Origin of the sequence: Actinomyces sp. ICM39, from assembly GCF_000282935.1 — a bacterium.
GTDB lineage: Bacteria > Actinomycetota > Actinomycetes > Actinomycetales > Actinomycetaceae > Pauljensenia > Pauljensenia odontolytica_B.
The window spans coordinates 1-24502 of sequence record NZ_ALCB01000143.1 but is presented as its reverse complement, the minus strand read 5'-3'; the positions used below and the strand labels follow the sequence as shown (position 1 = coordinate 24502).

The window sequence follows — 24502 nt, the reverse complement described above, 5'->3', positions numbered from 1 at the left end:
GGCCGCGCCCGGACTCGTGTACATTAGACGTATCTATCCCGGACAGATTGGCTCATTTCATGGCACGTGCGCTCGTCGACCAGCTCGCCTCCGCGCGGGATCGTTTCGTCTCTACCGCAGCGCGGCCCCTGGCCTTCGTCTTCCTTGCCCTGGGCATCCTCGCCGTAGCCGTGGGCTGGATCTTCGCCTCTCCTCCGGGCGCTTCCCCCGATGATGACTACCACCTCGTCTCCACGTGGTGCCCGCGTCCCATCGAGTCCACGGGCTGCGGGACGACCACAATTGACGGCGACCTGTACGTCTTGGCCCCCGTGACCACCTCCCACGCGCAGTGCGAGGCCTTCAGCCCCGACAAATCGCACAAGTGCATCAGGAAATACTCGGACGACACGATGGCCCCGTCGTACCGATACAACGACGGCCAGTACCCCTACGGCTTCTACCAGTTCCACCACCTCTTCGCGGGCCACAGCGTGGAGCACTCCGTGTGGATCATGCGTTCGATCAACGTCGGCATCGCCATGGCGCTCATCGGAGCGGTCTGCGCGCTGTCAACCCGCGAGGTACGCCGCGCGACCGCGCTGGCCGCGCTCATCGCGTGGACACCGATGGGCCTGTACTTCATCGCCTCCAACAACCCCTCGTCCTGGGCGATTACGGGTGTGTTCACCTACGGCGCGGCTCTCTACGGCGCACTGAACGCGCAGGGCTGGCGTCGCTGGACGCTCCTGGGCGTGGCGACCCTTGCCTCCCTCCTGTGCTACGGCTCGCGTGGCGATGCGGCCTTCTACGTCTTCGTAGCATCGCTCGGCATTCTCATCCTGGCAGCCCACCGCCGTCACCTGCCAGAGATCGCTATCGCGGCGGTCCTGAGCGCCATCGGCATCTGGTGCATGCTCGGATCCGGCCAGTCCGGCCAGATCGCACGCTCCGAGGCCTCGGTGACCCTGAGTGATCGCATCGAGGTCGCGATCATGAACATCCGCTACCTGCCGGAGTACTTCGCGGGCTTCATCGGATTGAACTCCGGCCCCGGCTGGCGCGACACTCCCCTGCCCGGATACACGACAATCCTCGGCCTCCTCGTCCTAGGAGCGGTCCTCTTCTACGGCGCCCGTACCATGAGCCTGCGTAAGGCCCTGGCGGCCTTCATGGTGTTCGGGGCAATGGCCGGCATCCCGCTGCTGATCGCGACGCCGACCGCGTTCCCCAACCTCGGCGGCTACCACTCCCGCTACGCCTTGCCGCTGCTCGGCACGTGGCTGCTCATCTGGCTGTCCTGCGCGGTCAAGAAGTCCTCGATAACCCGAGGCCAGATCGTTATGTTCGTGTTCTTCCTGAGCGTCGTCGACGCCGTTGCGATGCACACGACGATCGCCCGCTACGTCCGAGGACTCCTCGAGATTCGCCACATCGGATGGATCGCACCGGGTAACCTGAATGGTGACATCCAGTGGTGGTGGGCCGACATGCCGCTCAGCCCGATGGCCCTGTGGGGCCTGGCCTCGCTGGGATATGCACTTGCCCTGGCGAGCGCCATCTACCTGCTGCGGAACCGCCAGGTGGAGGCGTCCGCCTCGACCGCTCCGACCGAAGAGGAAGAAACTGCATGAGCGCAACAGTCACCGTCGTCGTGCGCACGCGTAATCGCCCGGCGATGCTTACCCGTGCCCTCGCATCGATTGCTTCTCAGACCTTCGACGACTACGAGGTCGTCATCGTTAACGACGCCGGCGACGAGGCCGAGGTTCGTTCGATCGTCAAGAAGCAGAAGAGCGCCGTTCGTTCGAAGATCACGATCGTCACGAACGAGGTCTCGAAGGGCCGCGAGGCCGCACTCGAGTCGGGCCTGGCGGCATCGCACAACCGCTACTACGCGGTCCATGACGATGACGACTCGTGGCACCCGCACTTCCTGAAGAAGACGGTCGCCTACCTCGATGAGCATCCGAAGGCGGGCGGCGTCGCCACCCGCTGCGAGATCGTCCGCGAGCGCGTGCGCGCCGACGGCACCTGCATCGAGATCGAGCGCGAGGTCCTGTCGACGGATAACTACGGCTTGTCCCTCGTGGACATGATGGTGGAGAACTACACGCCGCCGATCTCGCAGCTGATCCGCCGCGAGGTTGCGGACCGCGTGGGCCACTGGGACGGTTCACTGCAGACGCAGGCGGACTGGGACTTCAACCTGCGCCTACTGGCGGACTCGCCGGTCGGTTTCATCGACGGAGAGCCTCTGGCCTACTGGCACCACCGTGACACGATGGATGCCTCGCTGGGTAATTCCGTCGTCACGGACGCGTACCTGCACAAGTGGGACAACCTGCATATCCGCGACCGCTACCTGCGCGCGATGCTGGCCACCGAGGATCCCTCGTCCCCACACCTGGGTCAGGCCCTGCTGTCGGCGGAGTACTACCGACGGATGCGCGAGGAACTCGCGCGCGTGGATGGGGGTTTCCATTCGTCGCTCAACCTCGTGCACGTCGACATGCTCAATACGATGACGGCCCTGCACCAGCAGGTGCATGAGTTGCGCGAGGAGGTGACGTCGCTGCGCGCGGAGCTCGCGGCAGGCTCGCAGATCAAGCGTTCGGTGAGGAGCGCGGCGTCGAAGTCGAAGCGTGCCGCCAAGAAGCTAATGGGTCGCGGCTAGACATCGGTGCGCGCGTTGTTGCGCATGAGGCCGGGCCGGTCGCGGGTGTTCCCGTGGCCGGCCCGGCCTCATTGACGCAATGCCCGTTAGGGCAGCGGGCGCACGACGTCTGGCGTCATGCGGTCCCATCCGTATCCGGCGGTGATGTGCTGCATGCGGGCGGGGCGCCCCATCCAGTCGGTGTGAACGATCATGTCGTCGCCCAGGTAGATGGCGACGTGCGTGACGGTGCCGCTCGTCGTGTAGAAGATGAGGTCACCGCGTTGACGCTGAGCGAGGGGCACGTGCTGGAAGCGCGGGTATGCGTAGAGCTCCTGCGACGTGCGGTAGGACGGCCACGCGTGCTTGATCACATCGATGGGCTGGGGATCCAGGCCCGCGGAGTAAAGGGATTGAAGGACCAGGCCCGAGCAGTCGAATCCCTGGTCGTAGGGGCCTGCCCCTCCCCACGTGTAGGAGGAGCCGGTCTGGTTCCACGCGTACCCGATCATGGCCTCGATGCGCTCGGAGCGGGTGGCCGTCAGGGGCAGGGGCGTGGCCTGGTACTGGTCGACGGTCCACGGGTAGCCGGTGTCCATGGCATCCCAGGTGGCCTTGTCGACGACGCCGGTGACGGGTAGGCCTGCACGCTGCTGGAAGTTTTTGACGGCGGCGACGAAGGGCGCGTCGACGGAGGCGAGTTTGTTTGCATGCCACAGGCCGAGGCGTACCTGGACGATACGCACCTTGGTGCCGTTCATACCCCAGGTGAGCGTGTTGGTCGCATCCCCGAGGCTCGTGATGTGGTCGGTGGGCTGCAGGTAGCCAGCCGGGGCCTCGTATCCGCGCCACGCGCCCGAGGCGTCGAATTCGTAGCGGCGGCCGTTCAGTTCCAGGGGCGCGGTGCGCATGGTGCCGGTGTCGGGGTCGAGGTAGTACCACTCTCCCCCGTCGCGCAGCCAGCCTCCCATCTGGGCGCCGTTGGACGCGAAGAAGTGCCAGCCGTCGGCCAGGCGTTCCCAGCCGGTGCGCATCGCGCCCGACGATCCCAGGTAATACCACGTACCGTCCACGGGCGTCAGGCCCGTGCGCATCACGCCGCTGTTCGGGTCGAGGTAATACCACTGGCCCCCGTCACGCAGCCAGCCTCCCATCTGGGCGCCGCTGGACGCGAAGTAATGCCACCCGTCGGCCAGAGCCACCCAGCCGGTACGCATCGCACCCGAGGAGTCCAGGTAGTACCATGTGCCGTCCACGCCGGTCATACCCGTACGCATGACGCCGCTGGCGGGATCCAGGTAGTACCAGGAGCCGCCTTCCCTCAGCCAGCCGCCAACGAGCGCTCCGGAGGGAGCCAGGAAGAACCAATCGGCACCGTCACGAAACCAGCCGGTGGCCATGTAGCCACTGTCGTAGAAGAAGTAGCGCGCACCCCCAATCCGCACCCACTCGGAAGCCGGGTACGATCCATCGACGCGCCGCCACCACCAGCCGACCGAGTCACGCATCCAGGTGCCCCGTCCGGTCTCGTCCTGCGCGCCCATCGTCGGGGGTTCGTCACTCTCCGACGAGGCCGGGGCCGCCCGGTCCTCGTCGCTCGCGCTGGGGGTGGCGGGCTCGAGCGCGTCCGTGGTCTCGGGGCTAGGCAAGGCCGACGGCGCGGCGGGAGAGCCGGACTGGGCCGCGGTGGAGCTCTCTGCTGCGGACTGCGGCGCGGCCTCGTCCCCGGCGTCGGCGCGGGCCTGCGCGGGCAGGGCGATGAGCGCGAGGGTTAAGACGGCGGTGAGGGCGCGAGCGATCGCGCGGCGGGCGAGTGTGGGCGTCGGTGCCATGACAGTGCCTTGTCGCTGGAGAACAGTTCTCCTATAAGTGTAGGGCACTCATCACACTGCGCGGGTGCCTTTGAGTCGTCAACTCGACAAAAAGCCGGGGCCCGGCGGCATCACACCGCTGGGCCCCGGCCTCGAACGTTGATGCGTCCGTCAGTCCTCGTTCTCGAGCGCGTCGGCCTGCTGGGCCTGCATGCGCGCGAGGTGCTCGTAGTCGGCGGCGCCGCGCCTGGGCACGTCGCGCATGGGGCGCGCGGGCGTCAGGTCCATGAACGACGCTCCCAGGTTCACCAGGCCGCCGGACTCCATGCCAGGGCCGGGCAGGACGTCGAAGCGGCGCGCCTTCTGCAGCGCGTCGATAACGCTGGTCATGTCCTGGTTCTGGATGGCCGCAGAAATCGTGTACGCGCCCGGGTTGAAGGTCAGACGCGGAATGTCGATGTCGAGGTGACCGGTGCCCGGCTCGATCGAGGTCGGGACGTAGCAGGCGTCCATACCGTGCAGGCCCCACACGAAGACGCCCTCGCGGGTGTCGATGGAGGCGCCGAAGACCGGGGACTCGATACGCTCGTTCGCGCGGTAGTGCAGGCGCAGGCGCACGGGATCACCCGGGTACACGAGCGACGTAGGCTCGCCGGAGGCGTTCAGCAGCTCGATGCGTTCGATCATGGCCTCGCCGCTGCCGAATCGCGTGCCTCCGCCCTCGACCTCGACGGCGTGGTGGGCGACGTCGGAGTAGGTGTCGATGACCTCGGCGGCAGCGCCCACGTCGACGAGCGTGCCGTGGTCCAGCCAGGCGGCCTGGTCGCAGAAGGTGCGCATCTGCTCGAGGCCGTGGGACACGACGACGACCGTGCGCCCCTGGTCCTTGAGCTGGGCGAACTTGTCCATGCACTTGTTCTGGAATTCCATGTCGCCCACGGCCAGGACCTCGTCGACGAGGAGGATATCCGGCTCAACGTGGATGGACACGGAGAAGCCCAGGCGCACGTACATGCCGGAGGAGTAGTTCTTCACGGGCTGGTCGATGAAGCGCTCGACGCCGGAGAAGTCGATGATCGCATCCAGCTTGGAGTCGATCTCCTTCTTGCTCATGCCCAGGATCGCGCCGTTGAGGTAGATGTTCTCGCGGCCCGACAGCTCGGGGTGGAAGCCGGAGCCGACCTCGAGCATGGCGGCCATGCGTCCCGTCGAGGAGATCGTTCCCCTGTCCGGAGTGAGGATCTTCGCGATGCACTTGAGCAGCGTCGACTTGCCCGAACCGTTGTGTCCGAGCAGGCCGAAGGTCTTGCCCTGCGGGATCTCGAAGGAGACGTCGTCGAGAGCCCAGAACTCCTCGAACTGTGCGCGCGAACGCTGCAGGAACGCGCCCTTGAGGGACTGGTTGCGGTTCTTGTAGATGCGGAAGCGCTTGGAGACGCCCTCCACCGAAATCGCGTTCGTCATCAGAGTTCCTCCACGATTCGTGCCGAGAAGCGGCGGAAGATCAGCGAGCCGAGGCCAAAGATGCCGAAGGCCCAGGCGGCGCAGCCGAGCCACACCTGCCAGGACGGCATCGCGAAGCCGTACAGCGTCGAGCGGTAGGCCTCAAGGAAGAGCTCGGCGGGGTTGAGGCGGAAGATCGTGACGATTGGAAGCGGCTCGCCGCCCCACGTCCAGCCCTTGGCTGCCAGGTCGGTCTGGACCTTGTTGAGCATCGACAGGGAGAAGACGACGCCGGAGGCGTACATCCAGATCTGGTTGAAGATCTGCCACAGGTGCGAGATGTCGCGGAAGTAGACCGAGGCAACCGACAGGATGAGGCCCATACCGATCACGAAGAGCATCGCGAGCAGCGTGATGACGATGACCGCGGGGATCATGAGCAGCACGCCGGGGCCACCCGCGATGCACATGATGAGGATGATGACGCCCAGCTCGAAGGCAAAGTCGTAGGCCAGGGCCAGCACCGAGGAGTAGATGAGGACCTGACGCGGGAAGTAGACCTTGGTGAGCAGGCCGGAATTACCCACGAGGGAATCCATGCCGCGCTGGATACCGCTCGACATGAAGTTCCAGGCGATGACGCCCACGCCGATCCACAGCGCGAAGGAGGACAGTCCCGAGTTCACGCCCTTGTCGGCCTCGCCGCGGAAGACGACGCCGAAGATCAGCGCGTACACGGCGATCGTGGCGATCGGGTTGATGAAGGACCACAGGCGGCCGAGCGCGGTGCCCTTGAACTCCGAGGAGATCGAGCGCTGCGCCATGCGCACCGTCAGGTCAATGACCCGTTTCGTCTCAGACACGGCTACTCCCATCGCTTCTGTCGTGGTCAGGAAATCTATTCTACTTGGCGGCGGCCGGCGTGAGCGCGAGGTAGCGCTGCGTGAACTCTACGATCACGACGCTGGGCTTATAGGCCTCGATGAGGGCGGCGACGTCCGTCGGCTGCTCAGAGTCGAGACCATGGCCGACCTGGATCGTGTACTCGAAGGTCGCGGCCACGTCGGGTCCCAGGTTGTTGCCCTGGGAGTCACGCACGATGAGCGCGGTGCCGCGTCCGTTCGGGTTATAGGTGAGCGCCGGCTTGTTCTGGAAGTCGACGGGGCTGGCCAGGGACACCTCGGGGGCACCTGTGACCTCGGCCAGGCGCGCGGCGGTGTCGGCCAGATCGTCGCGGGTCTCCAGCTGCAGGAGGTGGACGTTGCCCGGGTCCTGCTCGTAGGTGGGAATCGCCCACGGACCAGTCTGGGCGGGGGCTCCCAGGGCCTCGTACTCGTTGGGGGCGTCCACGCCGGTTGTGCCCGAGGGCGTCAGGGAGGGCAGCCCCTCAAGCTGCGGGTTGACCGCGGCCAGGCAGGACAGCGTCTGGTTCCACGCGACGTGCGCGGCGTAGGGCGACCAGTGGGGGTTGACCGTCGAGTACAGCGGGGCCTCGCTCCCCTCGCGGGCCTCGCGCAGACTCTCGCGCACATCCACCCACGCGTGGGTGGGCAGCGCCGAGCGCATGAGATCCAGGGAGGTCGTGCCCATCAGCGGGTCGGCCCACTGGGGCAGCTTGTCGGAGTAGACATCCCAGGTAGCCGGGGCGGGCACAAACAGCGCGGTCGCGCCCTGTTCGCTCGCGGCGGTCTCGATGCCGCTCATGTAGCGGTCCCACGCGCTCACCTGCTCGGAGGTGGGGCGCACGCGGCCCAGTGCCTGGGAGAAGTTCGCGTTGAAGACGTCAGAGAGGAACAGGTAGCCGTCGCGGCCCTCAACGTAGGTGGTCACGCCGGTCATGGACTGCTCGAACGAGGCCTGGGCGGCGTCCGTGGGCAGGTAGCCCGCGGTGCCGGCCACGCCGGGCGTCCACGGACCCACGTCGGCGCGCGGGGTGGGGGCGCAGACCTCGGGCAGGGATTGGGGCGTGGTGCGCGCGAAGGACGAGGCCTGGGCAGCGGGTGCCGGAGCTGGCTGAGGAGCGGGGTGGGTGGCCTTGTACCACGTGCCCACGCCGGTGGCCGCGCACGCGCCCGCAAGGAGAATGGCAAGAGGCACGTAGTGGAGGCGATGCTTCCACGAGCCCGCGGGCACGCCCTCGTCGAAGGAGACGTCGCGCAGACCGGACTCGGATTCCTTGAACTGGCCGGCGGCCTTCTTCTCGCTCACTTGCTCTCCCCCTCGGTGCGCGCGGAGGCCTCTTCGGCCTCCATGACCGTCGCGATCCTGGTCGAGGACAGGGCCGGCGTGACAATGCGGCGAGCCACGGCCTCGTACGTGGGACGGAAGTGCTCGATGAGCTTGTCCATCCAGCGCGGCAGGTAGTTCTTCTGGCTCATCGCGGGCTTCTCAATGAGGTGCCACGACAGGTAGGCCAGGATGTGCACGGTCACGACGACCGTCAGGTGGTAGGCGATCCAGCCGCGATCCTGCAGGTGGAAGTAGGCGGCGAACGCCATGATCGGCCACGCGTAGATGTAGATGCCGTAGGACAGGTCGCCGTGCTTCTCCCAGTTCTGCAGGGGCAGGCGAATCGCCAGGTACATGAGGAAGTACAGGAAGCCATACTGGCCGACAATGTTCCAGCCGCCCGACGCGTAGGAGAGCACGCCGAAGATGAGGCCGCCCCACGCCAGGCGCGAGTCCATGGGAATCTTGTCGCCGTAGAGCGTGAACAGCATACCGAAAGCGAAGGGGCCCATGAACATCAGCATGTAGGGGTCGCGCAGCAGGTAGTTGACGTTGGCGACCTGGCCCGCGCCCATCCACTGCAGCGCATTGAGGGCGATCAGCACGAGGGCGAAAGCGCCGCCCACCTTGCGGTTCGCGAGCGCCCCGAACAGGCCCAGGATCGCCACCAGGATGTAGGCCTTGAACTCGTAGATGAGCGTCCAGGCCGAGCCGTTCCAGTCGCGCGCGCCGTGCAGGATGAAGTACGGCAGGTTCTCGCCCATGCCGGCGATGTTACGTTGGCCGAGGTTCAGCCACATGTTGTTCACGAAGTACGTGAGCGGCGACTCGGTGGCCGGGTGCAGGTAACCGGAAATGTTATGGAAGGTGTGCCAGTAGGCGATCGGCGCGAGGATGCCGACCGTGAAGAGCAGGGCCGCCCAGAAGGCGGGGAAAATACGCAGGACACGGCGCCACATGTAGCGCCAGATCGTCGCACGCCCCATGCGCGAGCGCGTGATGAGGAATCCCGAGAAAAAGAAGAATCCCGCGACGGCGACGCCACCGATGGACTGCTCCTTGGAGATCTGCACGCCCAGGTCCTCGCCGCCGTAGAAACCGGCAATCGGGCCAGCGTGCGAGAAGATGACCATGAAGGCCATCAGCCAGCGCAAAAACCCAATCGAGTTGGACCTGGAGTTGAATGCCTGCGCGACGGACTGGGGCGTGTGAGGGGCCGCAGCCCGGATCGTGGAGGCCAGGCTCATCGCTCACCCTTCATGGATCGGATCTTGTGGGCGACTCCGCGGGCCGCGCGGTACGCCGGCTTGAGCGCGTTCCCCAATCCGGGCGTGCGCACCATGATGTTGGTCTTGACGGCGCCCAGCAGGTTCGGAACCGTGCCCATGCGCGCCTTGAGGAAGGGCACCTGGTCGATCGCGAAGGCGGGCATCATCGAGGAGGTCGCCGCCAGCTTGTACTCGAGGTAGCCGTAGTACACGCCCGCCCACTTCGGGGTCATGACGGGACGCACGTAGTAGCCGCGCGACAGGACCGCGTAGGACAGGAGGCGTTCGATGACGTGTGCCAGGGAGCCATCCTTGTAGCCGCCTTCTTCCGGGAAGTCCTCGGGGACGAGGCCGGCGCCGGTCAGCAGGGACAGGGCCTCCGGGCGCGCGATGAACATGGAGCCGTAGGGGGCCAGCGGCTGGTGGTCATCGAAAGGCACGGTAATGCCGACCTTCTTGGCGAACTCGCGGGCGGGCTGGCGGTTCGCGAACCACGCGTGGCCCATCGTCGGGTAGCCCATGTGCGGCATGGGCGCGATCGCCATACCCAGGCCCGGATGGGCGGCAAACTCGGCGAGGATGCCGGCCACGTGATCGGAGGAGGCCAGCAGGTTGTCGTAGAGGTGCTCCTTGAAGAGCTGAGCGGCGTTGTAGTCGTCCTGGACGGACTTCTTGGAGTGGATCTTCACAACGATGTCGTACTCGCCGGAGGTGAGCACGTCGTTGCAATCCACCAGGAACGCGCCAATGTCGCGGCCGCGGTTGGAGGACACGACGCGCACGTCGGCGTCCACGCCTCGTTCCTGGGCGCGCGCCTCGATGAGGGCCTTGTTCTCCTCGTTCGAGGTCGTCGCCACCAGGTGGTAGCCGGCGGGCAGGACGCTCAGACGGTCGAGGATCTCGTCGGCCATGTCGGCGTAGAAGATGTGTGCGACCGCGAGGACCTTCAGGGAGGCGGCGGCGTCCAGGGTGGCCTGGTCGGCGCGCGGGGAGATGACGGTCGTCAGGCCCGCGTTGGTCACGAGGTCACGCGGACGCGAGGTGCGTGCGAGGTTCGTGAGGATCAGGTCGGTGTCGTAGCCGGCCTTTTCCGCCAGTTCCAGCATGTCCGCGCCAATGATCGCGTGGCGGTCCAGGTAGAGCGGGTCGTGGAAGAGGTTGCGGCGCTTAAGGATCGGGCAGCCGTCCGCGAGCAGCATCGAGGCGTTGTCGAAGACGGGGTTGCGCGAGGGGTAGTCCTCGCGCGGGTAGGCCACGACGTGCGTGTAGCCGAGGTTGCCGAAGTACTCCGTGAAGCGCGACTCGTGCCACTGGATCGAGTCGTTGTAGGAGCGGATCGGGGGCATCTCGTCCCAGTACTTGCGGAAGTCCGGGGAGCTGAGCAGCGGGTTGCGCACGGCGATCCAGTGGGACTGGATGTGGCGCGGCATGCGGGTGGCTGCCAGGAAGGGGTGGGGGCGCACCTCGTCGTGTTCGGTGATGCCCCAGAAGTCCACCGCTCCGGCGGCGTCAACGCGGTCGAAGAGGTTCTTCCACGGGTTGACGGGCGCGAAGAAGGTGTAGTTGAAGAGGATCAACTCGTCGATCTGGCCGAGGCGGTCCCAGCCGAAGCGGGCGATGCCGTCGCGGTAGCCGCCCACGTCGAAGCCGGTGTTTTCGCGCTCGAAGACCTCGGTGGCGCCCGTGAGGAGGCGCTCACGAGCGGTGTCGTCCAGGGCAGAGTTGGAGACGACGAGGATCTCGTCGAGGTACTCGCGCAGCGAGGTCAGGCACTCCACGATGTAGTCGTCGACGAGGCCCTGGGGATCAAAGAACAGGAAAATACCGGCGCGCTTCACGGCCTTACTCCCCCGTGCCGTCGACGGTGGCCAGGATCTGGCGGATCTTCGTGGCGTCGCCCCACACGCCGGGCGAATCGTAGGGACGATCCGGGAAAGCCCCGTACTCGAGGGTGATGTCCAGGTCGTTCTCGCGGATGTAGGCTTCGACGCGGTCGGCGAGGCTCATGGGTTCGCCGCTGCAGATGTTGATGATGCCGTTGACCTCGTCCTGGGAGACGGCGGCCGCGATCTGATAGGCCAGTCCCTGGATGGAGATGAAGTCGTAGAGGTTCTTGCCCGTGGTGAAGGGGAAGGTCTTCTTACCTTCCTGGGCGGCGGCCAGGAGCTTGGAGAAGATCGAGGAGCCGTGCGCGTCGTCGCCGACGATGTAGTAGCCGCGCAGCCACTGCATCGTCGCGCCGTGCTTGGCGGTCAGCAGCGACGTGATCTGTCGCAGCGCGTTCTTGGAGATGCCGTACAGCGAGGCGGGGTTGCACGGGGAGTTTTCGTCGATGGCGCCCTCCCAGTAGCCGACCTCGTGCATGGAACCCATGACGGCCAGGTGGGTGCAGCCGCCCTCGAGGAGGTTCTCGATGAAGCGGTAGTGCGCAGGCAGGTCCTCGATGTGGGCCGGCGAGTTGTGCACAAAGCCGTCGCGCCACGCGAGGTGCAGGACCACGTCCGGGCGTCCGAGCTGGTCGTAAATATCAGCGTCACCGCTGAAAATCTGGGTGTCGATGCGGCGCGCGCGCTCGTCGACACCGTCGAGGCGGAAGTCCACGACACTGACGTCGAGGCCGCGCTCCAGCAGGGCGTGAACAATGTGGCGGCCAATGTAGCCACCGGCTCCGGTAACGAGGACAGTCTTCACCATGTCAGCCAGTCTATCAAGGCGTAGGCGCTACGCAGCTCCGCCCCGCGTTGTGTGCCGTGACGCACCCACCGGCCCCGACCTTGTCCACGAGGCCGACTCCCCTATCATCGGGGACGCTGCGCGGTGCGGTGGCGCAGCGCGCGAGGCAGGGCGAGGAGCCCCTGAAAGACTCCGCGGGCGACCGGCCCCCGTCCGCCCGAGCGCACCGCCCGAGCAATTGAGCGGGTGATGGCGCGTGCAACGACGCCCCAGGGGGCGTGCTGGGCGGCGACGATGATGCGGTTGCGCGCGTTGACCCGCAGGAACATGGGCGAGGACGTGCCCGAGGAGGCAGCGTGCTCGTGGTCAACGACGGCGCCGGCGACGAAGCGCACCTCGTACCCGGCCTCGCGCAGCTTGTAGGACAGGTCGGTGTCCTCGTAGTACATGAACAGGTCGGTGCGTACTCCCCCGACGGCTCGCCACGCGTCGGCGTCGATCGCGCAGGCGCCGCCGCACAGGCCGAAGACCTCGGGCGCGGGCATCGGGGAGTCAGCGGGGTCCAGCCAGGAACGGTCATAGCCGTTGCCGGCGTGATCGACCTCGTTGCCGGTGGAGTTGATGAGTACCTGCCCGCCGCTATCTCCGTCGGCGACGCGCGTCCAGCGGCTGCCGTCGCGGGCGACGAGGAACTGCGTGTCGGAGGGGGTGGAGGGACGCCAGGTGCCGGTCAGGAGGATGAGCGCGGTCGTAGCACCCACGGCCTCGCTCAGGGGCGCCAGGAGCGCGTCGAGGAATCCGTCGCGCACGGTCGCGTCGTTGTTGAGCAGGACGACGGCATCCTCGCTCAGGCCGGCCGCTCCTGCCATGACACCGGCGCCGAAGCCGTCGTTCGTCCCGGCGTTGACGAGGGAGACGCGCGCGGGATCGGCAGCGCCGCGCAGCTCGTCAAGCCCCTCGCGCAGGACGATGAGCGAGTCGTCGTCGGATCCATTGTCGACAACGACGAGGTGGTCCCCCTCCCCCATCTGCGGGGCGATCGAGTGGGCGGCGCGCAGGGTCAGCGGCGCGTTCTTCCAGTTGACGAGGATGACCCTCGCGCTGCGCGCCCTCATTGGCCACCCGCCAGGGACGCGTAGATGGCTGCGTGGGCGGCGGCGGAGGCTTCCCACGTGTAGTCGCGGGCGCGCTCGATACCGGCGGCGGCGAGACGGTCGTGCTCGCTTCCGGCGGCAGTCTCGAGGGCCTCGGCGAGGGCCGAGGCGTCGGTGGCCGGCACGAGAAGGCCAGCATCGGTGCCCGTAATCTCCGCCATGCAGGTGTCCACGCTGGTCACGACGGGTGTTCCGTGCGCCATGGCCTCGAGGACGGGCAGCCCGAAGCCCTCCCAGATCGAGGGGAAGGTGAAGACGCGGGCGCCCGCGTACGCGCAGGCCAGGTCGGTGTCGTCCAGGCGTCCGAGGATGTGAACGCGCCCGGCGGGAAGCGGCGCGTCGGTGGGGTCGGTTCCCCATCCGGCGGGTCCCACGAGGACGAGGTCGAGGTCGGTCCCGCGCATCTGCTCGTAGGCCGCCAGCAGGGTGGGGAGGTTCTTGCGGGGCTCTCGGGTGCCCACCCACAGGATGTAGGGGCGGGACAGGCCGTGGCGCGCGCGAAACTCGTCGACCTGCACATCGGTGACGGGGGTGTGGCTCAGGCCGTGCGGGATGACGGTGATGCGCGAGGCGTCTAGGCCTGCCTCGATGCAGTCGTCGGCGGTGGCTTGCGAGGGCACGATGATCGCGTCGGCGCGCTTCCTCGTGATCTCGAGGGCGCGGTGGAAGTACGCGGATCCGTGGGCCGTGAAGTGGTCGGGGTCGCGCAGGAAGGCGACGTCGTGGACGGTGACGGCCAGGGGGCGCGAGGTCGGCGGAATCGCCCACGTGGTCGCGTGCACGACGTGCGCTCCCCCGCCCGATCCGACGCCGAGCATCCGATCCACGCTGGGGGTACCCAGCCGATCCCAGGCGGCGTACAGCGCGCGGCGCGGCAGCGCCGAGTTGAGCACGGGGATGGTCAGGCCCACCTCGTCAGGGGTGGGTTCGTCCTTTCTGCGGCGCGCGGCAATACCGATAGCGCGCACGTCCTGGTCTGCCAGGCGGGCTGCGACCTCGACGATGTACCGGCCGGACCCTCCGGGCACCGGCTGCCACATTTGCTCGACGACCATTCCAACGTTGACGCTCATGTGTCCAGGGTAGTTCACGGGCGCGCGGGGGCGGTAACAAAAGTATGAGCAGCCGCAAAATGGCATACGATAAGGGGAATAGTTGTTGCTCCCGACCCAATGGGGATGATCGTGGCCTACTCCGTTTCTCACTCGCATCCAATCCGCGTCCTGCTGGACGGCACCGCGATCCCCGCAGACCTGGGCGGCGTCGGCCGCTACGTGGATGACCTGGTGCCGGAGCTGGTCGAGCAGGGCGTGGACCTGACGATGGCTGTCCAGGAGCGCGACGCCGAGCACTTCGCGACACGCCTGCCCTCTGCGCGCATCATCCCGATTGCGCAGCGCTTCGAGTCCCGTCCCGCGCGCATGGCGTGGGAGCAGACGGGCCTGCCTAAGCTCATCCGCAAGGTACGCCCCGACGTCCTGCACTCCCCCCACTACACGTCCCCGCAGTTCCCGGGCGTTCCGGTCGTTATCACGCTGCACGACGCGACGTTCTTCTCGCACCCGCAGGCGCACTCGCGTCTCAAGCAGCGCTTCTTCACCGCGGCGATCCGCCGCGCGATCCGCCGGGCGGACGCCCTCGTGGTGCCCTCTCTGGCCACGCGCGACGAGACGATCAAATACGCGGGCGGGGACCCCTCGCAGTTCTACGTGGCCTACCACGGCGTGGATCGCTCAATCTTCCACCCGGTCTCCGACGCCGAGCGCGAACGCGTCAAGGCCTCCCTGGGCTTGGAGGGCCGCGACTACATCGGTTTCCTGGGCACGCTGGAGCCCCGTAAGAACGTGCCGAACCTGGTGCGCGGATGGGTGAAGGCTGTCTCGGACCGTCCGAATCCGCCGGCCCTCGTGCTGGCCGGTGGCAAGGGGTGGGACGAGGACATCGACCCGGCCCTGGCCTCGGTTCCCGAACACCTGACGGTCCTGCGCCCCGGCTACCTGCCCCTCGAGGATCTGCCCGGTTTCCTGTCGGGCTGCGTCATCCTGGCCTACCCCTCGATCGCGGAGGGCTTCGGCCTGCCGGTCCTGGAGGCAATGAGCTGCGGCGCAGCAACGCTGACGACCCGCCTGACCTCCCTGCCGGAGGTCGGCGGCGACGCCGTCGCCTACTGCGACATCGACCCGGACTCCATTGCCTCGGCCCTGACGGAGCTGCTGGACGACCCGGCTCGCCGCGAGGCGCTCGGGGCCGCCGCGATTCCGCGCGCCGACGAGTTCACGTGGGCCCGCGCCGCTTCCGTCCACATCGAGGCATTCCGCGCCGCTGCCCGTTCCTGAGTCGACCGCACCCGAAGGAGGCCGCCGCATGCCCACGTCAGCGTCGCAGCGCCGCACGTTTGTCGCCGCGCTCATCCTTGTCGCCGCGGCGATTGTGGCCTCGCTGGCGTGGGTCGTGGCATCCCCTGTCGGTTCTTCCCCGGACGAGGACTTCCACGTTGGCTCCATGTGGTGCCCTCCCCCGGTGGACGAGACCGGCTGCCAGATTTCCACCAAAGACGGCGAGAAGGCCGTCATGGTGCCACAGTCATTGGCCAAGGAATACGTCACCTGCTACGCCTTCGACCACAATAATTCCGCGCAGTGCGCCCTCAACGCCTCGGACGAGGAGCTGGCGCCGACACTGCGCTGGGACGACGGGAACTACCCGTGGGGCTACTACCAGTTCGCCCACCTCTTCGTTCAGCACTCGACGAGCCACGCGGTGCTGGCGCTGCGAACGGTGAACACGCTGCTGGCGATCGGTCTGATCGGCGCGATCATCGCCCTGGCTGATTCGGGTCTCAAGCGCGCGATCAGCGTCGCCGTGACGGTCGCGTGGCTGCCGATGGGCTTCTACTTCGTCGCCGGCATGAACCCGTCGTCGTGGGCGATGACGGGAACCTTTGTGTTCGCGGCCGGCCTGCTGGCGGCCACGCGCTCGGTGGGGGCGCACCGGGTGGGCCTGATCGCCTGCGCTGTGGCAGGCGCAGTCATGGCCTGCACGTCGCGCGGTGACAGCGCCTTCTTCCTCTTCGTCATCACGGTCGCCCTGGCCTTCGCGGTGCCGCTGAGTAAGCGCATCATTCCCGAGGCCGTGGTGGCCTGCGCGGCATCGGTCATCGGTGTGCGAGTGATGTCCTCGACGAACGTTTCAGCAAACCTGGCGACGGCGCAGGAGGGTGTCATGACCGCAGGTCGGCGAGAGATTCTCATGCAGAACCTGGATGCGCTGCCCAACTACCTGCGTGGCTTCGTCGGCCATTTGCTGGGGCCGGGGTGGAACGACGTGTCCTACCAGGGCACCGTGTCCTACGGCGCCTCCGTCGTGGTCGTCGCGGTCCTGTGCTGGTCGCTGCGCTCACTGTCCTGGCGCAAGGCCCTGTCGGCGATCACGGTGGCCGGCGCAATTACGGGTGTTCCCGTGGTGATTGGCCTGCGCGGACACTTCAACAACGTCCTCACCTACCAGCCGCGCTACATGCTGCCGCTCTTCGCGGTATTCCTCCTCATGCTTCTGGCTCCCTCCCCCGCCCGCGCGGACGAGGCGGGGTGGCGCGTGGGCAGCGAGGAATTCCGCCTCCCCACCAGCATCGTCGGGCGCGTAGGCACGGGCCTCGTGGCGGCGCTGTGGGCACTCACCAACGCCCGGGCGCTCTACCTCGTCATCGAGCGCTACGCGTTCGGGCGCACGGCTCACGCAATGCCCATCGACCTGTCGACGCGCAACCTGAGTGCCGGGAACGAGTGGTGGTGGCCAACGGCTCCGATCGGCCCAATGGCCGCATGGATCCTTGGTTCTGTCGCTGGCGCAATCGCGATTGGCCTAGCCGTTGTCCTATGGCAACGCTCCCCCGAAAAGGCGCCCGAGCCTCGTCGATAGACACTTCACACCCAAACCGTTCACAAATCAACTCAGTAGTGCTACGCTCGAACATGCAGCACTTAGGTGACCTCCGTGAACGAAAGGTGATCGCATGCCCACGACCAACGTCGGCACGCTCAGCGAGCCCCAATTCAACATCCTGAACGCACTGGCCACGGCCGGCTCTCCCCTCACGCAGCGGGCCCTGTCGGAGGCCACCGGCATGAGCCTGGGGCGCGTCAACACCGCCACCCGCGAGTGCGAGGCCGCCGGCTACATCGACGAGCGCGCGATCACCGACGCGGGCCGCGAGGCCCTCGAGCCCTACCGCGTCACGGGCGCCGTCATCATGGCCGCGGGCCTGTCCTCGCGCTTTGCTCCCATCAGCTACGAGCGCCCCAAGGGCACGCTCAAGGTGCGCGGAGAGATCCTCGTCGAGCGTCAGATCCGCCAGCTCCACGAAGCCGGCATCACCAACATCGCGCTGATCGTTGGTTACAAGAAGGAATACTTCTTCTACCTGGCCGACAAGTACGGCGTCGACATCATCGTCAACCGCGAGTACGCCACCCGCAACAACAACGGCTCCCTCTGGCTCGTCAAGGACCGCCTCGACAACACCTACGTGTGCTCTTCGGACGACTACTTCACAACCAACCCCTTCGAGCCCTACGTCTACAAGGCCTACTACTCGGCGAACTACGTCGAGGGCCCCACCGACGAGTGGTGCATCAAGACGGGTCCGGGCGACCGCATCACGGGCGCGACCGTTGGCGGCGCCGACGCGTGGGTCATGCTCGGCCACGTCTACTTCGACCGCGTCTTTTCCGCCAAGTTCCGCGAGATCCTCGAACAGGTCTATCACCTGCCCGAGACTGTCTCGAAGCTGTGGGAGTCCATCTACCTGGACCACATCAAGTCGTTCGACATGGTGATCCGCCGCTACCCGGACGGGGTCATTCACGAGTTCGATTCGGTCGACGAGCTGCGCAGCTTCGACCCCCTGTTCATGGAGAACGTGGATTCGGAGGTCTTCGACCACATTGTGGCCACCCTGGGCTGTCAGAAGTCGGACATCCGCGACTTCTACCCGCTCAAGCAGGGCATCACGAACCTGTCGTGCCACTTCACGGTGGGCGACGAGGAGTACGTGTATCGCCACCCGGGCATCGGCACGGAGAAGATCGTGGACCGCAGCGCGGAGTTCGCCGGCCTGCGCCTGGCCGCAGAGCTCGGCATCGACGACACCTTCCTCACGGGTGACCCCGCAGCGGGCTGGAAGATCTCGCGCTTCGTGCGCGACGTGCGCAACCTGGACGTCACCCGCCCCGAGGAGCTCAAGGCGGCCATGGAGATGGACCGCGCTCTGCACACCTCCGGTCGCGTGCTGGACCGCTCCTTCGACTTTGTCACCGAAGGCTTGCGCTACGAGGGCCTCCTCAAGGCCTTCGGCCCCATCGACGTGCCCGGATACTTTGAGCTGCGCGACAAGGTCCTGCGCCTGAAGGCCTTCGCTGACGCGGATGGCTTCGATAAAGTCCCCTCGCACAACGACTTCTTCCCGCCGAACTTCCTGGTGGATAAGGACGGAAAGATCAGCCTCATCGACTGGGAGTACGCAGGCATGTCGGACATGGCCGCCGACTTCGGCACGATGACCGTGTGCACGGCGGAGATGACCCGCGAGCGCGCGGCCGCCGCCCTGGAGTACTACCTGGGCCACGCCCCCTCCGAGCGCGAGGCGCGCCACTTCTTCGCCTACGAGGTGTTCGCCGGCTGGTGCTGGTACCTGTGGGCGCTGGTCAAGGAGGCCGAAGGCGACGACGTCGGCGAATGGCTCTACATCTACTACTCGCACGCGACACGCACGCTCGATTCCCTGCTCGCAGCCTACGAGGCCGCCTCGAGCACTCAGATCTCCACGGAAGGTGAACTGGCATGAAAACTCAGCACGGAGGCAAGCGCTACGGCTTCTTCTCGGGCGTCCTGTGGGGCCTCGACACGGTCGTGCTGGCGATTGCGCTGGCCATGATCCCATTTGCCGACTTCGGCCAGTCGGCGCTCGCCGGCGCGGTCCTGCACGACGTCGCGTGCGCCGTGATTCTGCTCGTGTACATGGCGGTTCGTGGTCGTCTGAAGGACACCTGGGCGGCGCTGCGCACGCGCCCGGGCAAGTCGGTGATTGCGGCGGCTCTGCTGGGCGGCCCGATCGGCATGAGCGGTTACCTGATCGCTATCGACAACATCGGCCCTGGCCTGACCGCGATCATCTCGACATTCTACCCGGCGCTCGGCACCCTGTTGGCTTTCATCCTCTTGAAGGAGCGCATGGCGCCCCGCCAGATCGCAGCGCTCCTGGTCGCCCTCGCGGCCATCGTCGCGACGGGTTGGTCGGCGACGTCGGAGCCGATCGAGGGCGGCAATGCGGTGCTCGGCGTGATCGGCGCGCTGGCCTGCGTGATTGGCTGGGGTTCCGAGGCCGTGATCCTCACGTGGGGCATGCGCGACGAGGCCGTGGATAACGAGGTGGCCCTCCAGATCCGCGAGACGACCTCGGCGGTCGTGTACCTGTTCATCGTGGCCCCCATCGCCGGCGTCTTTGGCTTCACGCTGCACTCGCTGGCTCACCTGTCGGCGGGCGTCGTGGCGCTGGCCGGCTTGGCGGGCACTGCCTCGTATCTCTTCTACTACAAGGCCCTGTCGGCGATCGGTGCGTCGCGCGGCATGGCCCTGAACATCTCCTACTCGGCGTGGGCGATCATCTTCGCTCTCGTCCTGCAGGGCACGGTGCCCACGGCCACCCAGGTGGTGTGCTGCGTCGTGATCCTCGTGGGCACGGTCCTGGCGGCCACCTCCAACTGGGGTGACCTGCTTCCCAAGCGAACGGAGAAGGTCAGCGGCCAGTAGCCGTGAGACAATGGCGGGTGAGCGCACGTGCGCTCACCCGCTTTGTCACATTCGGAGGACTGATGACGACACCCGATTACGACCTGCGCAAGGTCCAGAAGCTCCTGACGCTGATCCTGGCCGAGCTGGACCGGGTGTGCCGACAGATCGGGGTCTCCTATGCGGTCTACGGCGGCACGGCGATCGGCGCGATTCGCCACGGCGGCTTCGTTCCGTGGGACGATGACATCGACGTGATGATGACGCGCGCAGACTACGAGCGTTTCCTCGTCGAAGCACCCAAGCACATGGATGAGCGTTTCCGCCTGGATAACACCCGCACGTGCCCGGACTTTCCGTTCATGTTCACGAAGATGGTGATGCCGGGGACGCTTCTCGTCCCGGAGGCGGCGCGCGATTCGACGTACCGCATGCCGTTCTTCCTCGACATCTTGCCCCTGGATGAGATTCCCGAGGACGAGAAGGCGTTCCGTCAGATGTCGCGCGCCTCGTGGTGGTGGGGGCGCCTCCTGTTCCTGCAGGGCACGCCCCGCCCGTACCTGATCAATCCCCCGGCGTGGAAGAAGGCGCTGATCTATTCGGCGACGACCGCGGCGCACCTGGGCCTCAAGGCATTCCGTGCCACTCCGCGCAGCCTCCAGGCCCGCTGGGAGAAGGCGGTTCGCCGCTACGAGGGGACTGGTACGGGCGTGTACGCCGACTTCACGATGCGCGACCCGCAGAACTGGATCGTTCGCGAGGAGGAGTTTTTCCCGACCCGCGACGTGCCCTTCGAGGACATCACGGTCATGATCCAGAATGAGTACGACACGCTGTTGCGGCGCGGATACGGCGACTACATGCAGTTGCCGCCGGAGGACAAGCGCTACAACCACGCGCCCGCGTTTATCGACTTTGGCCCCTACGACTCTCTCCTGTAGTTCTCTAGTACCTCTTTGATGATCGGACCCTCATGAGCGAAGCTGATTCCGCAACCCTGGCAGCCATTCAGCGCGTGACCAAGCGGTGCCTGGCCGAGATCGACCGCGTCTGCACACTCCTGGACATTCGTTACGTCGCCTACGGTGGGACGGCAATCGGGGCCGTACGCCATCAGGGCTTTATCCCATGGGACGATGACGGGGACGTGTGCATGCCCCGCCCGGACTATGAACGCTTCATTTCCGAGGCACCCACCCTCCTGCGAGACGAGTTCGTCATCGTGTCCCCCGAGTCCCACTCGGATTACCCGATTAGCTTCGGGGTGCTGGGCCTGAAAGGCTCGGAATTCATCTCCAAGGTGGCCAAGGACAGGCCATTCCGCATGCCGATCGGCGTCGACTTGTTCGTCCTGGACGAGATCGCCGAGGACCCGGCTCGTTTCCGCGCGCAGCTGCGCGGCACGTGGCTGTGGGCGCGCCTCATGTTCCTGCGCTCCATCCCCACCCCGCCCACCGGCCTGCCCACCCCTGCCAAGCAGCTTGCCGCAGCGGCGATGGCGTGCACACACTGGGGGATGCGCGCGCTGCGCGTGAATGAGGCCTCGCTCTACCGCCGCTGGCTGCGCGCCGCCCTCAAGGGCCGCGAGAACCCCGTCAAGGCTGCGGATGGGACGACGCTCTACGGCGACTTCTCGACGCGCGATCCTCGTCGCTGGAGCGCGTCGGAAGCCGAGCTCTTCCCCGCGCGCTCCGTTCCTTTCGACGACATCACCGTGCGTATCCCCGCTGCCTACGACGTCGTGTTGACGCGAGGCTACGGCGACTACATGCGCATTCCCGAGCCCGAGGATCGCGTCACCCACGAGCCGTATCGCATCGTCTTTGGCCCCCATGACCCCGGCCTCGACACACCGACCGAGGGCGGCGACCTGTGAACGACAAGGACACCACGGCCTCGTCCCCCTCCGACGAGGCACAGGTCGAGGCCACCGAGGAGGCCCTTGAGTCGCGCGGCCAGCTGGGGCGTGACTACCTGTGGAACACGGCGGCCTCGCTCATGTCGAGTCTCGCGGTGGTCATCATGGGTGTGGCAATCATGCGATCGGGGGCCACGGATTCCTTCGCACGCGCCCAGTACGGACTGTTCACGCTGGCGCTGGCGATCGGCCAGCAGTATCAGACGGTCGGCCTGTACGAGGTGCGCACCTTCCACGTGACGGACGTGCGGCGTCGCTTCGACTTCGGCACCTACCTGTCGACACGCCTGCTGACCTGCCTGGTCATGGTCGGCCTCATCGCCTACCACTCGTGGAACGCGTCAACGAAGGACCCCTACCCCGCGTTCACGGTGATCGCCGCAATGGCGCTCCTGCGCATCTTCGACGCCTTCGAGGACGTGTACTACTCGGAGTTCCAGCGCGCGGGCCGCCTCGACATCGCGGGCAAGGCATGTTTCCTCCGCATCTTCACCACCACGTTCCTGTGGTCGGGCCTCTACTGGTTCACCCAGGACCTACTCACCTCGACACTCATCACGTTCGCGGTCACCTGCGTCGTGCTCGTCGTGGCGTACGGGCTGCCCGCGCGGGGTGTCTTCCCCCTTCTTCCCTCGTTCAATCTCCGAGGCATCGCGGGAATCCTGTGGGAGTGCCTCCCCCTGTTCCTCGCAGCTTTCCTCAACCAGTACCTGGCGAACGCGCCGCGCTTCGCGATTCATGCGGCGCTCGGCGACGAGGAGCTGGGAGTCTTCGCGATCATTTACATGCCCGCGGTCGCAATCAATATGCTCTCGCTCTTCGTGTTCCGCCCGCTGCTCACACGTATGGCGCTGCGTTGGGCCGAGGGCAAGCGCGGTGAGTTCTTCGCCATCGTACGTAAGGGCTTGCTGACGACGGCCGGCGCGTTCGTCATCGTCGCCGCTGTCACCTACGCGATCGGTTCTCCCCTGCTGACCCTCGTCTTCGGCACGGACGTGTCGGGCTACGTCGCCGAGCTCATGGTCCTCGTCCTGGCGGGCGCACTCAACGCGGCCAGCGTCATCCTCTACTACGCCCTGGCAACGATGCGTCGCCTGCATGCTGTTCTGGCAGTGTTCGCGGTGACCGGCGCGACCGCATACCTGATCGCACCCGCGCTCACACGGTCCTACGCCATGATGGGCGCGTCGCTGGCCTACGCCGCCACCATGGGCTTGCTTGCCCTCCTCTTCACCGCCGTCATGCTGATCCCCACCCGCCGCGCGCCCATCGGCGCCGAGCCCACTACCGACTGAAGGATTCCCTATGCGCATCGCGTTCGTCGTCAACAGTTACCCTCCGCGTCTGGGCGGCCTGGAGTCGCACATCTATCACCTGTCGGTGTCACTGGCGCAGCTAGGCCACGAGGTCTACGTCTTGACCATTTCGGATGAGCCGGGTCAGCGCACTGAAGAACACGTCGACATCCGAACGAAGAAGCGCTATCTGCCGGTCGCTGACATCATCAGCTTCCCCGCCGTGGGCGCAACCCGCTCGATCGCCCGCTTCTTGCGCGCCAAGCACATTGACGTGGTAAGTGTCCATACGCGCTTCTTCCCCATGAGCTTCGTGGGCGTGCGCGCAGCACGCAAGGCTGGCATCCCGGTCATCCACACCGAGCACGGCTCGGGATTCGTCGCATCCTCCTCGCCGATTATCGCTCCGGCCTCACGCATGGTGGACGTGACCATGGGCCGCTACGTCCTGCGCCACGCCGACCGCGTGCTGGGCGTGTCCGAACAGGCCGCAGCCTTCGCATCGCGCCTCGGCGGCGTCGACGCAGGCGTGTTCTACAACGCGATCACACCCCCCACGCCTCACGACGAGCCGATCAAGGACCGCCCCCATCACCTGGTCTTCGTCGGTCGCATGGTGCCGGGCAAGGGATGGGACACCTTTATCGAGGCCGTGGCGCAGCTACGCTCCAGCGGCCTGGAGGTCACGGGCGAGCTTCTGGGAGCGGGTGCCGATCTGGAGGCTGCACGCGAGCTCATTGCGGCACGAGGCCTCACCGATGCCGTGAGCGCCCCTGGCCGAGTGAGCGCCGACGAGGTACGTTCCCGTTTGGCGGGTGCCACCCTCGTCAATCCGACGGTCCTGTCGGAGGGTTTCCAGACGACTCTCCTCGAGACGTTGGCCGAGCGCGGCCGCGTCGTCACTTTCACGGTTCCGGGCGCACAGGTGCTGGCCGACCAGGGCCTTCCGGTCGTCATTACGCCCGAACGCACCGTCGATTCTCTCGTGGCGTCGCTGCGCACGTTCTTGGAGAACCCGCCTGCTCTGGGTGATCCGAGCCTGATCGACGCGTGGACGTGGCCGGTCCGGGCGCGTGAGTACGCGAGCATCGCGCAGTCACTGATCGAAGCCTGAATCACCCAAGCTCCGCGTGAGCGCGCGAGGCCTGCCCACGGCTGCTCCGCGCGACCTCCCGCCGCCAGACCTCCGTGCGGCCTCCCACCGCCAGACCTCCGTGCAGCCTCCCGCAGCCAGACCTCCGTGCGGCGCGAGGCCTGCCCGCCCGCACACGTCTTGCCGCCCGTGGCTGC

General features: G+C 66.6%; 19 protein-coding genes. 10 read left to right on the top strand and 9 right to left on the bottom strand.

The genetic code is table 11. From position 1 onward, the window contains the following. Positions 1 to 59: 59 nt before the first annotated feature. The gene (locus tag HMPREF1137_RS09470; RefSeq protein WP_009054802.1) at positions 60 to 1613 is read left to right on the top strand and encodes a DUF2142 domain-containing protein; all 1554 of its coding nucleotides are present in this window, start codon (positions 60 to 62) and stop codon (positions 1611 to 1613) included. Further along, complete coding sequence (locus HMPREF1137_RS09465) at positions 1610 to 2656, top strand: glycosyltransferase family 2 protein (protein ID WP_009054847.1); 1047 nt, start codon at positions 1610 to 1612, stop codon at positions 2654 to 2656. The genes HMPREF1137_RS09470 and HMPREF1137_RS09465 overlap by 4 nt, the downstream gene beginning before the upstream one ends. 86 nt (positions 2657 to 2742) lie before the next feature. Here the strand turns inward: HMPREF1137_RS09465 and HMPREF1137_RS09460 are convergent, their stop codons facing one another. The 9 genes from HMPREF1137_RS09460 to HMPREF1137_RS09420 all read right to left on the bottom strand — a co-directional run bounded on the left by HMPREF1137_RS09460 (position 2743) and on the right by HMPREF1137_RS09420 (position 14286). Beyond that, a complete protein-coding gene (locus tag HMPREF1137_RS09460; protein WP_009054841.1) occupies positions 2743 to 4467 on the bottom strand; it encodes an NlpC/P60 family protein in 1725 nt (574 codons plus the stop codon). A 150-nt stretch (positions 4468 to 4617) separates the two neighbouring features. Continuing rightward, positions 4618 to 5910 (bottom strand): ABC transporter ATP-binding protein, encoded by a 1293-nt coding sequence (locus HMPREF1137_RS09455; RefSeq protein WP_009054843.1) that lies wholly within the window; start codon positions 5908 to 5910, stop codon positions 4618 to 4620. After that, positions 5910 to 6752 (bottom strand): ABC transporter permease, encoded by an 843-nt coding sequence (locus tag HMPREF1137_RS09450; RefSeq protein ID WP_009054832.1) that lies wholly within the window; start codon positions 6750 to 6752, stop codon positions 5910 to 5912. Before HMPREF1137_RS09450 ends, HMPREF1137_RS09455 begins: the two co-directional genes overlap by 1 nt. Before the next feature lie 40 nt (positions 6753 to 6792). Beyond that, positions 6793 to 8097, bottom strand: coding sequence for an alginate O-acetyltransferase AlgX-related protein (locus tag HMPREF1137_RS09445; protein WP_009054851.1), 1305 nt, complete (start codon positions 8095 to 8097; stop codon positions 6793 to 6795). Next, positions 8094 to 9365: an acyltransferase family protein gene (locus HMPREF1137_RS09440; RefSeq protein WP_009054780.1), complete on the bottom strand. Its 1272-nt coding sequence runs from the start codon at positions 9363 to 9365 to the stop codon at positions 8094 to 8096. Before HMPREF1137_RS09440 ends, HMPREF1137_RS09445 begins: the two co-directional genes overlap by 4 nt. Next, positions 9362 to 11224: a rhamnan synthesis F family protein gene (locus tag HMPREF1137_RS09435; protein ID WP_009054819.1), complete on the bottom strand. Its 1863-nt coding sequence runs from the start codon at positions 11222 to 11224 to the stop codon at positions 9362 to 9364. Before HMPREF1137_RS09435 ends, HMPREF1137_RS09440 begins: the two co-directional genes overlap by 4 nt. A gap of 4 nt (positions 11225 to 11228) precedes the next feature. Continuing rightward, complete coding sequence (locus HMPREF1137_RS09430; protein WP_009054823.1) at positions 11229 to 12080, bottom strand: NAD-dependent epimerase/dehydratase family protein; 852 nt, start codon at positions 12078 to 12080, stop codon at positions 11229 to 11231. A 104-nt stretch (positions 12081 to 12184) separates the two neighbouring features. Next, the gene (locus HMPREF1137_RS09425; RefSeq protein ID WP_009054859.1) at positions 12185 to 13174 is read right to left on the bottom strand and encodes a glycosyltransferase family 2 protein; all 990 of its coding nucleotides are present in this window, start codon (positions 13172 to 13174) and stop codon (positions 12185 to 12187) included. Next, positions 13171 to 14286 (bottom strand): glycosyltransferase family 4 protein, encoded by a 1116-nt coding sequence (locus HMPREF1137_RS09420; protein ID WP_155835421.1) that lies wholly within the window; start codon positions 14284 to 14286, stop codon positions 13171 to 13173. Before HMPREF1137_RS09420 ends, HMPREF1137_RS09425 begins: the two co-directional genes overlap by 4 nt. Positions 14287 to 14385: 99 nt before the next feature. Here HMPREF1137_RS09420 and HMPREF1137_RS09415 point away from each other — a divergent pair, with 99 nt between their 5' ends. The 8 genes from HMPREF1137_RS09415 (at position 14386) to HMPREF1137_RS09380 (ending at position 24326) form a co-directional block, all read left to right on the top strand. Further along, the gene (locus tag HMPREF1137_RS09415; RefSeq protein WP_034497680.1) at positions 14386 to 15549 is read left to right on the top strand and encodes a glycosyltransferase family 4 protein; all 1164 of its coding nucleotides are present in this window, start codon (positions 14386 to 14388) and stop codon (positions 15547 to 15549) included. 28 nt (positions 15550 to 15577) lie between these two features. Further along, entirely contained in the window at positions 15578 to 17131 is a 1554-nt protein-coding gene (locus tag HMPREF1137_RS09410) for a DUF2142 domain-containing protein (RefSeq protein ID WP_009054808.1), read from the top strand. Between the two features lie 94 nt (positions 17132 to 17225). Further along, positions 17226 to 19055: a phosphotransferase gene (locus tag HMPREF1137_RS09405; RefSeq protein ID WP_009054804.1), complete on the top strand. Its 1830-nt coding sequence runs from the start codon at positions 17226 to 17228 to the stop codon at positions 19053 to 19055. Then, entirely contained in the window at positions 19052 to 20020 is a 969-nt protein-coding gene (locus HMPREF1137_RS09400) for a DMT family transporter (protein ID WP_009054813.1), read from the top strand. The genes HMPREF1137_RS09405 and HMPREF1137_RS09400 overlap by 4 nt, the downstream gene beginning before the upstream one ends. 62 nt (positions 20021 to 20082) lie before the next feature. After that, positions 20083 to 20940 carry a LicD family protein gene (locus HMPREF1137_RS09395; RefSeq protein WP_009054786.1) on the top strand — a complete coding sequence of 286 codons (858 nt, stop codon included), beginning with the start codon at positions 20083 to 20085 and terminating at the stop codon, positions 20938 to 20940. Positions 20941 to 20972: 32 nt separating this feature from the next. Further along, entirely contained in the window at positions 20973 to 21875 is a 903-nt protein-coding gene (locus HMPREF1137_RS09390; protein WP_009054834.1) for a LicD family protein, read from the top strand. Continuing rightward, a complete protein-coding gene (locus HMPREF1137_RS09385) occupies positions 21872 to 23212 on the top strand; it encodes a lipopolysaccharide biosynthesis protein (protein ID WP_009054788.1) in 1341 nt (446 codons plus the stop codon). Before HMPREF1137_RS09390 ends, HMPREF1137_RS09385 begins: the two co-directional genes overlap by 4 nt. Positions 23213 to 23222: 10 nt before the next feature. Next, complete coding sequence (locus HMPREF1137_RS09380; protein WP_009054782.1) at positions 23223 to 24326, top strand: glycosyltransferase family 4 protein; 1104 nt, start codon at positions 23223 to 23225, stop codon at positions 24324 to 24326. Positions 24327 to 24502 lie beyond the last annotated feature (176 nt).